This window comes from Streptomyces sp. NPDC050121, from assembly GCF_044460385.1.
Classification (GTDB): Bacteria; Actinomycetota; Actinomycetes; order Streptomycetales; family Streptomycetaceae; genus Streptomyces; species Streptomyces soliscabiei.
Map to the genome: position 1 here is coordinate 17845 of NZ_JBITJV010000050.1, position 12217 is coordinate 30061.

13 protein-coding genes and 2 pseudogenes are annotated in these 12217 nt (G+C 68.6%); 5 read left to right on the plus strand and 10 right to left on the minus strand.

Features of this window, described 5'->3' with window-relative positions; translation table 11 throughout:
* Window positions 1-52 precede the first annotated feature (52 nt).
* The 4 genes from ACIBTS_RS43205 to ACIBTS_RS43220 are packed head-to-tail and all read right to left on the minus strand — an operon-like array spanning window position 53 to window position 2347.
* A complete protein-coding gene (locus ACIBTS_RS43205) occupies window positions 53-820 on the minus strand; it encodes a DUF899 domain-containing protein (protein WP_399326611.1) in 768 nt (255 codons plus the stop codon).
* A 60-nt stretch (window positions 821-880) separates the two neighbouring features.
* Window positions 881-1549, minus strand: coding sequence for a DUF2182 domain-containing protein (locus ACIBTS_RS43210; protein WP_399326612.1), 669 nt, complete (start codon window positions 1547-1549; stop codon window positions 881-883).
* Window positions 1550-1575: 26 nt separating this feature from the next.
* A complete protein-coding gene (locus ACIBTS_RS43215) occupies window positions 1576-1926 on the minus strand; it encodes an ArsR/SmtB family transcription factor (RefSeq protein ID WP_399326614.1) in 351 nt (116 codons plus the stop codon).
* Window positions 1913-2347: an SRPBCC domain-containing protein gene (locus tag ACIBTS_RS43220; RefSeq protein WP_399326616.1), complete on the minus strand. Its 435-nt coding sequence runs from the start codon at window positions 2345-2347 to the stop codon at window positions 1913-1915. Before ACIBTS_RS43220 ends, ACIBTS_RS43215 begins: the two co-directional genes overlap by 14 nt.
* A gap of 179 nt (window positions 2348-2526) precedes the next feature.
* Here ACIBTS_RS43220 and ACIBTS_RS43225 point away from each other — a divergent pair.
* Window positions 2527-3223 (plus strand): annotated as a pseudogene (locus tag ACIBTS_RS43225) (transposase); the annotation flags it as partial.
* A gap of 84 nt (window positions 3224-3307) precedes the next feature.
* Here ACIBTS_RS43225 and ACIBTS_RS43230 read toward each other — a convergent pair.
* Window positions 3308-4171, minus strand: coding sequence for a LysR family transcriptional regulator (locus ACIBTS_RS43230; RefSeq protein WP_399326618.1), 864 nt, complete (start codon window positions 4169-4171; stop codon window positions 3308-3310).
* Window positions 4172-4263: 92 nt separating this feature from the next.
* On the opposite strand from ACIBTS_RS43230, the gene ACIBTS_RS43235 reads away from it, so the two are divergent.
* Window positions 4264-5001 carry an SDR family oxidoreductase gene (locus ACIBTS_RS43235; RefSeq protein ID WP_399326620.1) on the plus strand — a complete coding sequence of 246 codons (738 nt, stop codon included), beginning with the start codon at window positions 4264-4266 and terminating at the stop codon, window positions 4999-5001.
* Window positions 5002-5807: 806 nt separating this feature from the next.
* On the opposite strand, the pseudogene ACIBTS_RS43240 reads toward ACIBTS_RS43235, so the two are convergent.
* The 5 genes and pseudogenes from ACIBTS_RS43240 to ACIBTS_RS43260 all read right to left on the minus strand — a co-directional run.
* A pseudogene (locus ACIBTS_RS43240) lies at window positions 5808-6315 on the minus strand (transposase); the annotation flags it as partial.
* Window positions 6316-6408: 93 nt separating this feature from the next.
* On the minus strand, window positions 6409-7782 hold the full coding sequence (locus ACIBTS_RS43245; protein ID WP_399326621.1) for a carboxylesterase family protein: 1374 nt from the start codon (window positions 7780-7782) through the stop codon (window positions 6409-6411).
* A complete protein-coding gene (locus ACIBTS_RS43250; protein ID WP_399326623.1) occupies window positions 7779-8849 on the minus strand; it encodes an LLM class flavin-dependent oxidoreductase in 1071 nt (356 codons plus the stop codon). Before ACIBTS_RS43250 ends, ACIBTS_RS43245 begins: the two co-directional genes overlap by 4 nt.
* A 108-nt stretch (window positions 8850-8957) precedes the next feature.
* Window positions 8958-9719: an IclR family transcriptional regulator gene (locus ACIBTS_RS43255; RefSeq protein WP_351579900.1), complete on the minus strand. Its 762-nt coding sequence runs from the start codon at window positions 9717-9719 to the stop codon at window positions 8958-8960.
* A gap of 88 nt (window positions 9720-9807) precedes the next feature.
* Window positions 9808-10314 carry a flavin reductase family protein gene (locus ACIBTS_RS43260; protein ID WP_399326624.1) on the minus strand — a complete coding sequence of 169 codons (507 nt, stop codon included), beginning with the start codon at window positions 10312-10314 and terminating at the stop codon, window positions 9808-9810.
* Window positions 10315-10549: 235 nt separating this feature from the next.
* On the opposite strand from ACIBTS_RS43260, the gene ACIBTS_RS43265 reads away from it, so the two are divergent.
* The 3 genes from ACIBTS_RS43265 (at window position 10550) to ACIBTS_RS43275 (ending at window position 12102) form a co-directional block, all read left to right on the plus strand.
* Complete coding sequence (locus tag ACIBTS_RS43265; protein WP_399326626.1) at window positions 10550-10984, plus strand: transposase; 435 nt, start codon at window positions 10550-10552, stop codon at window positions 10982-10984.
* Between the two features lie 153 nt (window positions 10985-11137).
* On the plus strand, window positions 11138-11725 hold the full coding sequence (locus ACIBTS_RS43270) for a hypothetical protein (protein WP_399326628.1): 588 nt from the start codon (window positions 11138-11140) through the stop codon (window positions 11723-11725).
* Between the two features lie 167 nt (window positions 11726-11892).
* Window positions 11893-12102 (plus strand): hypothetical protein, encoded by a 210-nt coding sequence (locus tag ACIBTS_RS43275; protein ID WP_399326630.1) that lies wholly within the window; start codon window positions 11893-11895, stop codon window positions 12100-12102.
* The last annotated feature ends 115 nt before the right edge of the window (window positions 12103-12217 follow it).

A 12217-nucleotide genomic window follows, 5' to 3' on the forward strand; every position in this document is an offset into this window, starting at 1 on the left:
ATCAGTGATGGGAGTCCGAAGTCAGAGCAGTGAGCCACGTCAGTCACCTCGCTCACTCGTTGTCGTACTCGTCGTGGCGGCGCCACCAGAAGCCGTTCTCGTTGCGGCCGAGAGGGGCGCGGTCGAGCCACTGGTACATGCCCCACAGGCCGTCCAGGCCGCGGGAGTACGACGAGTAGGTGTGGTAGACGGCGTCGTCCTGCAGGGCGAACGCGCTCATGCCGGGGCCTTCTCGCCGGTACGTCTGCCAGTCCGTGTCTACGATCGACTGGGTGAAGGCGTCGCGGGACCCCTTCTCGTCGGCCGTTGTCGGCCGCAGGTCCTGTTCACCGAAGTTGTACGCGACGGCTCCCGCTTCCCACTCCTGCTCGGTGTGCGCCACCCCGAAGTCGAAGTTGAAGTCGCTGCCGTAGGACGACGCCCACGGGAAGCTCCAGCCCATCCGCTGCCGGTACGCGTGGAGCTTGGCGAGCGGAGCCCGTGACACCCCCCAGAACGCGACGTCGTGGTGGGCGAGATGGACCACGGAGCCGTCGAAGCCGTCGGCGATCGCCGAGCAGGACGGGCATCCGGCGGTGTAGTCGGGCCCGAACATGAAATGGTAGACGAGCAGCTGCGAGCGTCCCTGGAACAGGTCGGCGAGTGACACCGTGCCCTCGTCGGTCTCGAAGCGGTAGTCCTTATCAACCCGGACCCAGGGCAGCTCCTGCCGTTGCCGGGCCAGCTCGTCACCGCGCCGGGTGAGCTCCTTCTCCGCCTTGAGCAGTTCGAGCCGCGCGGCCAGCCATTCCTCGCGTGTCCCCGTCTTATGAGTCGCCATCGTCTGTCTCCTTGTCTTGTTTCTTGTTTCTTTCGAGGTACTTGTCCTGCTGTCCTGTCGTTACATCGGTGGTGGTGCGAGCCCCGGGACCAGGAAGGGTGCGACGACGATCACCAGTCCGAGCGCGATGATCGCCAAGGCCGCTGGAACGTCGATCGCGATCTTCGCGGGCAGCAGCTTCTGGGCGCACATGAGGACGGCAACCACCGACATCCACAGCGGGCTCATCACGTCCAGTGCCACCAGCATCGCCATCAGCCCGATGCCGGAGCCGACGCAGTACAACCCGAACCTGAGTCCGCCACCGGCGTCCTCGTGGCAGCGATCCCGGAAGTGCCGCTTGACCGGCGTGAGTTCATAAGCGCCCGCGGCGATCACTACCACGCCGGCGGCCGCCGACCCGTGTGGCCGGTCCAGCGCGTACGCCACCACGCCTGCGAGTACCCAGACGGCCAGGTAGGACCCGGTGAACGGCAGCGCACCACGCAACCCGCCGTTCCGGCGGACATGCCTGGCCAGTGCCGGAGTCGCGCCCGGCAGCATCATCGCCGCCATCATCGTCGTCCACGTCGCGGCGAACAGCCCCGACGACCCGGGCCTGGTCGCGAGCCCCATGTCCATGCCGCGCATCAGCCAGAGCGAGACCGCCCAGCAGGCCGCGGCGAGCCCGAGTGCCACCCCCGCCGCGATCGCCGACTCGGCCGGTCGCTGGGATTCGGCGTGCACCATCGGAGCTCCTTCCGCGCCGGTCCCGGTTACGTGGATCCGCGCGCCTGGTCGTCGAGGTGGTCCTTCAGCGCACCGAGCGGGCCGTCCCAATCGCGCGCCAGCGCGGCCAGGAACTGTTGCGCCACCTGCATCGGCGCGGAGCGCAGCCGGTAGCGCACCCGGCGCCGCTCGCCCGGTTCGGCCGTCACCAGGCCGGCCTCGGCCAGCAGGACCAGGTGTTTGGCGATCGCCTGCCGGGTGATCGGCAGCCGCGCGGCCAGGTCCGTGGCCGTGGCCGGCCCTCCCGAAGCCAGCGCGGCCAGGATGGCGCGCCGGCTCGGGTCGGCCAGGGCGGCGAAGACCTGTTCGGCGATCGCCTCGGTGTCAGGCCGCGGCATCGAGGTGGTCGACCAGTTCGCCCAGTTCGTGCGTCCAGCCCTTGGTGTGGTCGTCGTACTCCTTGCCGCGGACCTCGTCCGGGAGCTGGGCGAAGCCGGTCTCGACCACCCTCAGCCGAGTGCCGGAGGCGACCGGTTCGAGCGTGAACTCCACATAGGTGCGGCGCGGATCGTCCTCGGGCAGCCCCGGGACCTTCCAGGTGTAGCCGAACACAGTCGGCTCCTCCACCCGTTCCACCCGCATGTCGGCGGTGTGGCCGCCGTCCCATTTCATCCAGGCCGAGCCGCCCGGGCGCAGATCGATCCCCGCTTGCTGGCCGAACCAGGCGCTAAGTCCCTCGGCCGTGGTGAGCGCCGCCCACACCGTGGCCGGCGTGTGCGCGATCTCGATGGTCCGCTCGATGCGATCAGGGAATGCCATGGCTACCTCCATAGGTATAGCAACAACCTGGTTGCGATATTATGGCAACCAGGTGGTTGCGTCAACCTGGACCGGTGTGCGCGGGCGGAGCCCCGTCGCAGTGCCGGGCGGCTGTCGAGGGTGTGTGCTGCGGGGCACCCACGACATGATCGACTGGACACCGCGGAGCCCTGCCCGTTGGAGCGAAGGACGCCTTCGTCATCGCCGACCAGGCCCGCGTCCGTCGCGATCTCGGCCTGCTGAGGCCAGGCGACGAGATCGCCGTCGACCTGCGCACCCTGACCACCCGCCGCCTGGACGCGGTCTTCGACCGGACCCGGCAGATCAACCGTCTCCGTGCCCAACTGCTGGAGATTTTCCCCGCGTTGGAACGGCCCCTGGAACTGACGAACCGGGGGCCGGTGATGCTGCTGACCGGCTACCGGACCCCGGCCGCGATTCGTCGGGCGGGAGCGAGCCGGATCGAGACGTGGCTGAAGAACCGCAAGGTCAGGGGCGCCGCCGCACTGGCGAAGACGGCCGTGGAGGCTGCCCGGGCCCAGCAGACCGCGCTGCCCGGCGAGAAGCTGGCCGCCGCCATGGTGGTCCGCCTCGCAAAGGGGGTGATGGCCCTCGATGAGGAGATCGCCGAGCTCGACGCCCTGATCGAGGCCCGGTTTCGCGAGCATCCGCACGCCGAGGTGATCCGCAGCCTGCCCGGCATGGGCACGAAACTCGCGGCCGAGTTCATCGCCGCCACCGGCGGCGACATGGACGCCTTCGGCAGCCCCGACCGCCTGGCCGGCTTCACCGGCCTGGCCCCCAGACCACGCGACTCCGGCCGCGTCAGCGGCAGCCTGCGCCGCCCCCCGGCGCTACCACCGCGGCCTGCGCCGGTCCCGTGGGTCTGCTTCTCCGGTCCCGCAGACCCCGGTGGTGTCTGAGCCCTCCCGGGTGCTGACCGATGGGGGCAGGATCAGGTCATAGCCGTGCGGCCGTGCGGACCAGGCCGGCCAGGGTGAGGGAGCGGCTGTGCGCAGGCCAGACGATGTGGGTCACGACGGGAGGTGCGTCGGTCAAGGGGACGGCTGTGTGCTCGGCCCACAGCCAGGAGCGGGCGGAGTCGGGGACGACCGCCACGGTGCGTCCGAGGGCGATCAGCTGGGCCAGTTGCGTCTGGTTGTGGATCTCGGGGCCAGGGCCGGGCGCGTAGGCGCCGCGGGTGGGCCAGCGGGCGAGCGGCAGATCGGGGACGTCCCTGACATCGGCCAGGGACAAGGTCTCGCGGGCGGCGAGGGGGTGCCCGACCGGCAGGACGGCGACCTGCCCCTCGGTCGTCAGTGCCTCGCTGTCGAAGCCGGCGAGGGAGTTCCACGGCGTGTGCATGAGCGCGACATCGGCGCGTCCGTCGCGCAGCAGCTCTTCCTGCTCGCAGATGCCGCAAGGCAGTACCTCGATCTCGGCACTGCCGGGCTCGGCCGCGTAGGCGTCGAGAAGTTTCCGCAGTAGTTCGTGGGACGCGGCGGCCTTTACCGCGAGGACCAGCCGATTGCGGGGGCCGCCGGGGCTGTCGGCACCGCCCGCGCGCCGGGTTCGGCGAGCGGCGGCGACGGTCGCGTCGAGGGCTGCCCTGCCCTCGTGCAGCAGCACCTCTCCGGCACCGGTCAGGCGGACACCACGGCGGTTGCGCTGCAGCAGGCAGACCCCGAGGCGCCGTTCGAGCTGCTGGATCGCCCGCGACAGCGGCGGCTGGGCCATGCCGAGGCGCTCGGCGGCGCGCCCGAAGTGCAGTTCCTCGGCGACGGCCACGAAGTACCTCAACTCGCGGGTTTCCAGGGTGTCCACGGCCGCAGCATACGTGGTGATACCTGGCAGGTATGACAGGGCACCGTATCGGTGTTGGCCGCGCCACTCGTCCGAGGGCCACCATCATCCGCATGAGCGAAACAATGATCGCGCTGGTGACCGGCGCGAACAAGGGCATCGGGTACGAGATCGCGGCCGGGCTGGGCAGCCTCGGCTACCGCGTGGGCGTGGGAGCCCGTGACGAGACCCGACGCGAAACCGCCGTCGGAAAACTGCGCGCCCTCGGCGTGGACGCGTTCGGGGTACCGCTGGACGTGACCGACGACCGGAGCGTCACCGATGCCGCGGAGCTGGTCGAACGGTTGGCCGGGCGCCTGGACGCCCTGGTCAACAATGCCGGCATCTCGGGCGAGATGGGCCCGGGGTGGGAGCAGGACCCGACCGCGCTCGACCTGGAGGTGCTCCGCACGGTCGTGGACACCAACGTCATGGGTGTCGTCCGGGTGACCAACGCGATGCTGCCGCTGCTGCGGCGCTCGGCCTCGCCACGCATCGTCAACGTCTCCAGCAGCGTCGGCTCCCTGGCCCGGCAGGCGGACCCGGACACCGAGATCGGCCCAATCATGGCGGCCTACGCGCCGTCGAAGTCGTTCCTCAACGCCCTCACCGTCCAGTACGCCCGGCAGTTCACCGGTACGAACATCCTGATCAATGCCGCCTGCCCGGGCCTGGTCGCCACCGACTTCACAGGCTTCCACGGACCCCGCACCCCCGAACAGGGCGCGGCCACAGCGATCCGGCTCGCCACACTGCCCGAAGGCGGCCCGAGCGGTTCGTTCTTCGAGGACGACGGCGTCGTCCCCTGGTGACCACGAACTGCCCTGAGCCGACGAAGCTCCGGCGGGTCCACGAAACGGTGCGGACGGACCGGATCGGATGAGACAGCCGGAGGCATCCGTCCGACCAGGACCCGATCGACTGGGATCGCCGGCGATGCGGCGTCTCAATCGATCCGGTCGCCGCAGGCGACGGCCCTGCACCCGGACCAGCTCATCGGAGACGGGACAGGGGTAGATGCTGCGGCAGTTCAACAGGGTCCGGATTCGGCCATGTCGGCTGAAGTCTGGTGATGTCAGTGGTGCGGAGAAGAGTCTGGGCGCAACGCCGGGCCGGGGTTCATCTCGTGGATCATGAGGGCCAGGAGAAACGTCCGCGACTACGAACGGCTCATCTCCCACAGCGAGGCCCACATCACCTGGACCTTCATCACCCTCATGGCTCGTCGCCTCGCCCCGTCATGCCGTGATGCGACTGTCACTCATCCGGGTGGCCGGGTTCCGCGTCCATCCGTCCCAGCCTGGCTGGAGGAAGCTGATGGCACGTCACCCGCCGCTGCACTCCGCTCCATGGTCAGAGGGGGGATACCAGGGACCTGAGTCCCTCCTCAGACCGAGAGTCGGACACTCCTCGCTACAGGCCAACTGGCACGGAGTGCCGCAGATCACCGGATCTGGCACATGCTTCTGACCTTGTTCCTTAACCTCGTTGGTCACGTTGGGTGACGCTGGCCAGGCGTTTGCGCGCTCCTGATGTCGAAAGACACGCCTCTTGGAGCCGGCGACGGCATGGTGGAGGTGGTGCGGCTCGGAGTCGCTTCCAGGGCTAAATCGTTCGTTCCTGCCGCCGTCCGGATGATGAGGTGGCACGGTGACAGGACCGGATAGACGCGGTCCAGTGGGCGGTTCTGCCATTCGGCCATGCCCTCCATCACCTTGTCGGTGATCGTGGAGATGGTCTGCTTCGAGACCTCGGCCCCGTAGACCTCGGCCAGGTGCGCGGAAATTTCCCCGTGCGTGAGGCCCTTCGCGGACAGGGACAGCACCATCTCATCCACTCCGGTCAGCCGGCGCTGCCGCTTCTTGACGATCTGCGGCTCGAAGCTGCCGGCCGCGTCCCGGGGCACCCTGACCTCAACCGGGCCGACGTCGGTCAGCACTGTCTTCGCCCGGGTGCCGTTACGGCTGTTCCCGCTGTTCTTCCCGGCCGCCTCGTGCTTCTCATAGCCGAGGTGATCGGTGATCTCGCCCTCCAGGGCAGATTCCAGCACCCGCTTGGTCAGCTGCTGCAACAGCCCGCCATCGGGTCAGTTGCAGGCCCTCGCTCCGAGCCCGGTCGACCAGCATCGCGATCAACTGCTCGTCCGTCGTGGCCGCACCGACCAGCTCAGCCACGGACTCGTGCTCGATCGTCATCTCACTCACTTGGCGTCTCCATGATCAACAGATCCGCCGTTGATTAGACACTCCCTCGTCTGGTCGCTCTGTCGTCGGCGGGTGACCGTAGAGGAAGGCTCGGATGTCGCGTCGTAGGCGGATGGAGACTTCGTCGATTCCTTCATCGCCTGCGTAGAGGCGGGCGAGTTCGGGGTGGCGATGGTTGCCGAACAGTACGGGCACGTCGAGGGTGTGGGTGGCGCCGAGCCAGCCGTCCCACAGGGGCGCGGGGCGGCTGTAGCGGGTGCGCCAGACGCGGTTTGGTGCGGCGCTGGCCCAGGCGTCGGCGGGTTCTTCGAAAAGGGCGCTGGTCACGGCGGCGGACAGCGCCCAGTGCGGGTCGTCTGCTCTGGCTGTCGGGAGTGAGAGGGCTGCTGCCTTGTAGCGGCGGTGGCCGTCGCCGGGCAGCATCGCCGCGGCCAGGGCTTCGGCCTCGGTCGACGTCAGCCGGCGCGGGGAGCGTTCGTCGAGCATGAAGAACGTGCCCTCGTCGGACGTCGTGTTGAGCCTGGTCGGGATCGCGGAGGGCGCGGGGAGGCCGTTTGCGAGTTCGCCCGCGGCGACAGGGCCGAAGCGGTGGGTCGGGGCGATCGCGGACGCGGCGGCGATCAGAGTACTGTCATCGAGCTCTGCCAGCTGTCGGACAGATACGTCGAGCTGTGCGGCCAGGCGCTGCACGACGTCGGCTGCGGAGTCCGGTTCGGTGAGGCGGGGGACTCCGCTGTGCAGGGACAGTGCGGCGATTGGTGTGTCGGCGCCGGGCAGTACGGACTGTATGGCCGCGCTCATCGCGCCTGCCGAATCCCCGGCCAGGGTGACACGGCTGGGATCGCCGCCGAACGCGGTGATGTTGCGGCCGACCCAGTCGAGCGCGGCCCTCTGGTCGAGCAGGCCGAGGTTGGTGTGGTCGCCGGTCAGTTCGGGGTGCGAGGCGAAGCCGAGTGGGCCGAGCCGGTAGTTGACGGTGACGACGACGGTTTCGGTGTCTTTGGCGAGCGTCGCTCCACGCAGTGCGGGCACGTCGCCCGATCCGTTGGTGAACGCGCCGCCGTGAATCCATACGAGCACCGGCAGATTCGCTCGCCGGTCCGACTGTGGTGTCCATACGTTGAGTACGAGGTAGTCGGGGCCGGACGGTCCGGACTGGCCGAGGACCATCCGAGCTCGAAGGCTTCCCGGCTGCGGTGCGGTCGCCCCGAATCGGGTCGCCGGCCTGACACCCTCCCACCTGGGCGGCAGGGTGGGCGGGAGGAATCGCGACCCGCCCGTAGGACCGGCCGCATAGGGAACACCGAGGAACGCGGCCACACCGTCCTCGACGATCCCTTCGAGCTCTCCTGATTCGACGCGCACACGCATCGTGGTGCCTTTCGTCATGCGACCGGGACTCCTCGGAGGCTCAGCGTCTTCTGTGCGGCCTCGCGGGCTGCCGGGGCGACGTGGTCGGCGACGGCCCTGGCGGTGGCGGTGGCTTCTGCGAGCCCGATGTCGCCGAAGATGATCGACAGTTCGAGGTAGTTGATGCCGGACGCCTCGATCTGCGCCACGATCTCGTCGCGCACGGAGTCCGCGGTGCCGACGAACGCGTTGCCCTTGGCGAGGAGCTTCTCAGCGGAGAAGACACCGTCCAGCCGGTGGTCGTCGTTCTCGTGCCACAGGTGCAGGATGCGCTGCTGGAACAGGTCGCTCGCGCGGTGGAAGACGTCCTCCGCCTCGGCCCGGCTGCCCGCGATCACGACGGGGCTGGAGATGCCCAGACGCGGCCGGCCGGTGATGGGATTGAGCCGGTCCTCGTCGGCGCGGTGCTTCTCCCAGGTCGTCCAGAAGGTGTTGCCCACCTCGGCGACCCGGCCGTTCTCCCAGCGCGTGACGAAGTTGATGCCGTTGGATGCCGCCCACTCCGCGGTGGCCGCGCTGCCGGAGGCGTACCACAGTTGCGGGTACGGGCTCTGGACCGGGAGCACGGACAGCGCCGCGTCGTAATCGCGCAGCAGGGTTCCCCGATGCTTCATCCGGCCGGTGCGCAGCGCCGTCGTCACCGCCGTGAGCGTCTCCTCGTAGATCGCACGGGCCTGATCGCCTTGGACGCCCAGGATGCCGAGTTCCAGTGGGCTGACACCGGGGCCGACGCCGAAGTCGAGCCTGCCGTGCGAGAGTTGGTCCAGCGTGGCGATCTCCTCGGCCAGGCGGAACGGCTCGTAGGCGGGCAGGACGTTCACCAGGGTGCCGATGCGCAGCGTGCTGGTGATCCGGCTCAGGGCCGCGACGAAGAGGTTGGGCGACGGGACAACCGAGAGCGGCGTGCCGTGGTGCTCGGTCACGTGATAGTGCGCGAACCCCAGCTGCTCGACCTCCTGCGCGAAGCGGAACCGGTCGTCGAGCAGTTCCCCGACACTGCCGTGGGCGAGATCGAACGAGTCGAAGATGCCTAGTTCCAAAGACATGAGACGGCCTTTCCGCTTCCCGGTGTTCGTGACCTTTCGATCACTATGCGCGGGAGGCGGGAGGGCGGTCGAGGAGATCTTTCCAGTATGCGGAAACGCCCCGGATGATCAGCCGGGGTTCGCGATCTCCCGGGAGATCAGCTGGGCGTACTCCCGCAGCGGGGGGATCAGCCGCGGGAGGTTCGCGTCAGACGCGGGGACCAGCGCCGTCAGTGCCATCGGAGTGCGGTCGATCCCGGTCGCCACGGGCACGGAGAGCGAGGACTGCCCGGGGGAGCTCTCCGCGCGGGCGATGGCGTACCCGGCCTGTCGCGCGGCTTCGACCTGTGCCACGACGAGGCGCGGCAGGACCTGCGTGTACGGCGTGTGCCTCTCCAGGCGCGTACGGAGCGCTTCGGAGAGCGCGGTCTTGTCCACCGTCGACATCAACAGCTTGCCCGCGCTGGTCGCGAACAGCGGGAGTTCGTCGCCGGCGTGCGTCAGGCGGATGCTGTCGAGCTTGCCGCGCACGGTGTCGATACACACGAGCCGGTCGCCGATCATCGTGCTCAGAGCGACGGCCGCCCCGGTGCGCGCGGCGAGTTCATTGGCGAACGGGAGGGCGGTCCTGCGCAGCTCGCGCTCCCAGGCCGAGGACACGCCCAGGCGCCAGATCTTCTCTCCCAGCCGGTACGTCCCCGACTCGGTCCGCTCCACGCCGCCCCACGCGACGAGCTCGCCCAGCAGCCGATGCGCCGTCGAAATCGGCAGGTCCGCGCGGCGCGCCAGCTCGCTGAGCGTGAGCGGCGAGGTTTCCGCGCCGAGGAGATCCATCAGGCCGAACACGCGCCCGACGTGGCTGTTGGACTCGCCGCCGGGCTTCTGCGCCATCGAGACTCCAAGTACGTCCACCTCAGATATCCCCGATGTTAACCAGGAAATCGGGCGTTCACTACATGCCGTCGGTCACGCGCATTCACTACATGCCGTCGGTCACGCGGCGGAACTTGCTGCCGTGGAACAGCAGCGGTTCGACGGCCGACTGCGCACGCACGTCCTCCACGAGGAGGAACGCGACCTCGTGGTCCCCGATCGTGGTGAGTTCGGCGATCGAGCAGTTCAGTACCAGTGCGCTGCCTCCGATGTGCACCGCGCCCTCGGGTGTGGCGGTCCAGTCGGCGCCGGCGAACCGGTCGCCCGGCCCGGCCAGCACGCGCGCGTAGTCCGCGTGCTGGTCCGCCAGGACGCTGATGCCGAGTTGCCTCACTTCACGCAGCCGCGCCCAGGTCCGCGACTGGTTCCCGAACGCGACGCTCACCAGTGGCGGGTCCAGGGAGACAGTCGTGAACGAACTCGCGGCCAGACCGACCGGAGACCCGTCGACGAGCGCGGCGACCGCGGTGACCCCGGAGGGGAAGAGAGAGAACGCGCGGCGGAGTTCTTTGTGTTCGGCTGCTCTGACCGGTGCTGTTGCCTGAGTCGTCATTGCTGATCACCTCGGAATCACTGACAATGTGATCTCCACTGTCATCGCCCGGCAGGCGCCTGTCGAAGAATTCCTTCCACGGATTGGAAGGCCCGGCCAGGGGCCTGTCCGTCGTCGGCGACAGCGGGCCAGGACAGCATCTGCCTGCAGACCCCGCATAGGCGGGTAGGGCTGGAGTAGCAGCCCCGCAGACCGGCCCGTCAGAGGTCAGGGCGTCGCCCCCCTCACCGGCAGGGTGAAGCTCGCCGAGACCCGCCAGGCGAGTTCGGCGCCTTTGCCCGAGGAATGGGCCCACGACGTCCCACGGCGCACGGCTGCGGGAGTGCCCGAGGATGTGGGGGCATGTGACCAAGCCCCGCCTGGCGTTGGGGCTGTTGGAGAGGCTGGCCGGCTGGGCTCGGTGCCGGTGCTCGTGGCCGATGCCGGCTACGGCCGCGGTGTCTACTTCCGTCTGGCCCTGGAGGAACGCAGCTGTTCCTACGTCATGGCTGTCGAGCCCAAAGAGACCGCCCGCCCGGCTGAGCCGTCCCGTACTTGCCGCCCTACCAGGGCCTGGGCCCGCCTACGTTGTCCCGCTACCGCGAGCCGGCCCGTCCCCTGCCTCAGCTGGTCGTGGCGGGTGCCTGCGTCGAGACGGTCACCTGGCGCCAGGGCAGCAAAGGGTCGATGACCTCACGCTTTGCGGTGCTCCAGGTGCGACCGTCGGGCAAGGAAGCCACCCGCACCGCCCAGGAAAAGGCCGGTGGACGCAGCAGGTGGGACGGGGGCTGCCCTTACGGACGCTGCTGGTCGAACCCCCGGAAGAAGCCGACGAGCCCACCGGATGTCCAACCTGCCCGTCACCACTACGGTCGCCGATCTGGTGCGCTTCGCGAAGATGCGCTGGCGCATCGAGCACGACTACCTCGAACTCAAACACGGCCTGGGTCTGGACCATTTCGAAGGCCGCACCTGGCGCGGCTGGGTGACCAAGTCCTCGACGCGTTACAGGACCTGCTGCGGTGCTGGGACGGCACCTGCACCGCCTGCGGCCGCCCCCTTCTCGCCCCCGCAGAACCAGAACCTACACGAAGCACTACTGGGGCGCTTCTTGTGGATCAGGACGTGGCTTGATCACAGCGAACGAAGCGTCGAACGCCGGTTATGCCACTTTGTACAGCTCAAATCGGTGGCGAGGCCAGGGCCGGGAGCTGCGGCGGGAAGCGTCGCTCCAGGATCTCCGCCACCGGTGCAATTCCGCGAAGCAGGCCAGGCGCGGTCGCTCAGCGTCCCACGTGCTGTGCGAGATATCGACTGCGACGGGATCCTAAATGAATACTACTCATTTTGCAGCCGCCGGTTTGACGGGGGGCTGGAAGGGGTGGGTCGGCGGATGACCGTTCCCGATTTGATGCCCTCTCGCCTGGGATGATCACTCTGCCGTAGTCGTCTGAGTGACACCTACCTCGGTTAGTCCATATGTCATCGGTGTTACGTCCTCAGAAAATAGGTGTGCCTATCGTCTTGACTGGCGTGCCTTCTTGCCCCAATAAATGCAACTCATAGGAAGCGGCGGGGGTTCCAGGAAGGACACCACAGATGAGACCTCCACGCATCGGCGCGGGGACGGTCAAGGCGCTCGCAACGGCGGCTGTCGTCTTCGCGGCCGTGTTGCCCGCTACGCCCGCCTACGCGGCCACGACCAACTTCTACGTCGACCCTGTCAACGGCAGTGACAGCAACTCGGGAACCAGCACTGCCGCGGCGTTCAAGACCATCCAGGCCGCCCAGGACGCGGTGCGGCCGTGAACGCGAACATGTCCGACGACATCGTGGTGAACCTGCGCGGCGGCACCTACTCCCTCACCAGCCCGGTCAGCTTCGGCACCAGCGACTCGGGCACGAACGGCCACACGGTCGTCTA

Coding starts and splice junctions, on each gene's coding strand:
- ACIBTS_RS43220 (WP_399326616.1), bottom strand. CDS start 2,347: ATGGCATTCCCTGATCGCATCGAGCGGACCATCGAGATCGCGCACACG.
- ACIBTS_RS43275 (WP_399326630.1), top strand. CDS start 11,893: ATGAGACCTCCACGCATCGGCGCGGGGACGGTCAAGGCGCTCGCAACG.
- ACIBTS_RS43205 (WP_399326611.1), bottom strand. CDS start 820: ATGGCGACTCATAAGACGGGGACACGCGAGGAATGGCTGGCCGCGCGG.
- ACIBTS_RS43270 (WP_399326628.1), top strand. CDS start 11,138: ATGTCCAACCTGCCCGTCACCACTACGGTCGCCGATCTGGTGCGCTTC.
- ACIBTS_RS43245 (WP_399326621.1), bottom strand. CDS start 7,782: ATGACGAAAGGCACCACGATGCGTGTGCGCGTCGAATCAGGAGAGCTC.
- ACIBTS_RS43255 (WP_351579900.1), bottom strand. CDS start 9,719: ATGGCGCAGAAGCCCGGCGGCGAGTCCAACAGCCACGTCGGGCGCGTG.
- ACIBTS_RS43215 (WP_399326614.1), bottom strand. CDS start 1,926: ATGCCGCGGCCTGACACCGAGGCGATCGCCGAACAGGTCTTCGCCGCC.
- ACIBTS_RS43235 (WP_399326620.1), top strand. CDS start 4,264: ATGAGCGAAACAATGATCGCGCTGGTGACCGGCGCGAACAAGGGCATC.
- ACIBTS_RS43250 (WP_399326623.1), bottom strand. CDS start 8,849: ATGTCTTTGGAACTAGGCATCTTCGACTCGTTCGATCTCGCCCACGGC.
- ACIBTS_RS43210 (WP_399326612.1), bottom strand. CDS start 1,549: ATGGTGCACGCCGAATCCCAGCGACCGGCCGAGTCGGCGATCGCGGCG.
- ACIBTS_RS43260 (WP_399326624.1), bottom strand. CDS start 10,314: ATGACGACTCAGGCAACAGCACCGGTCAGAGCAGCCGAACACAAAGAA.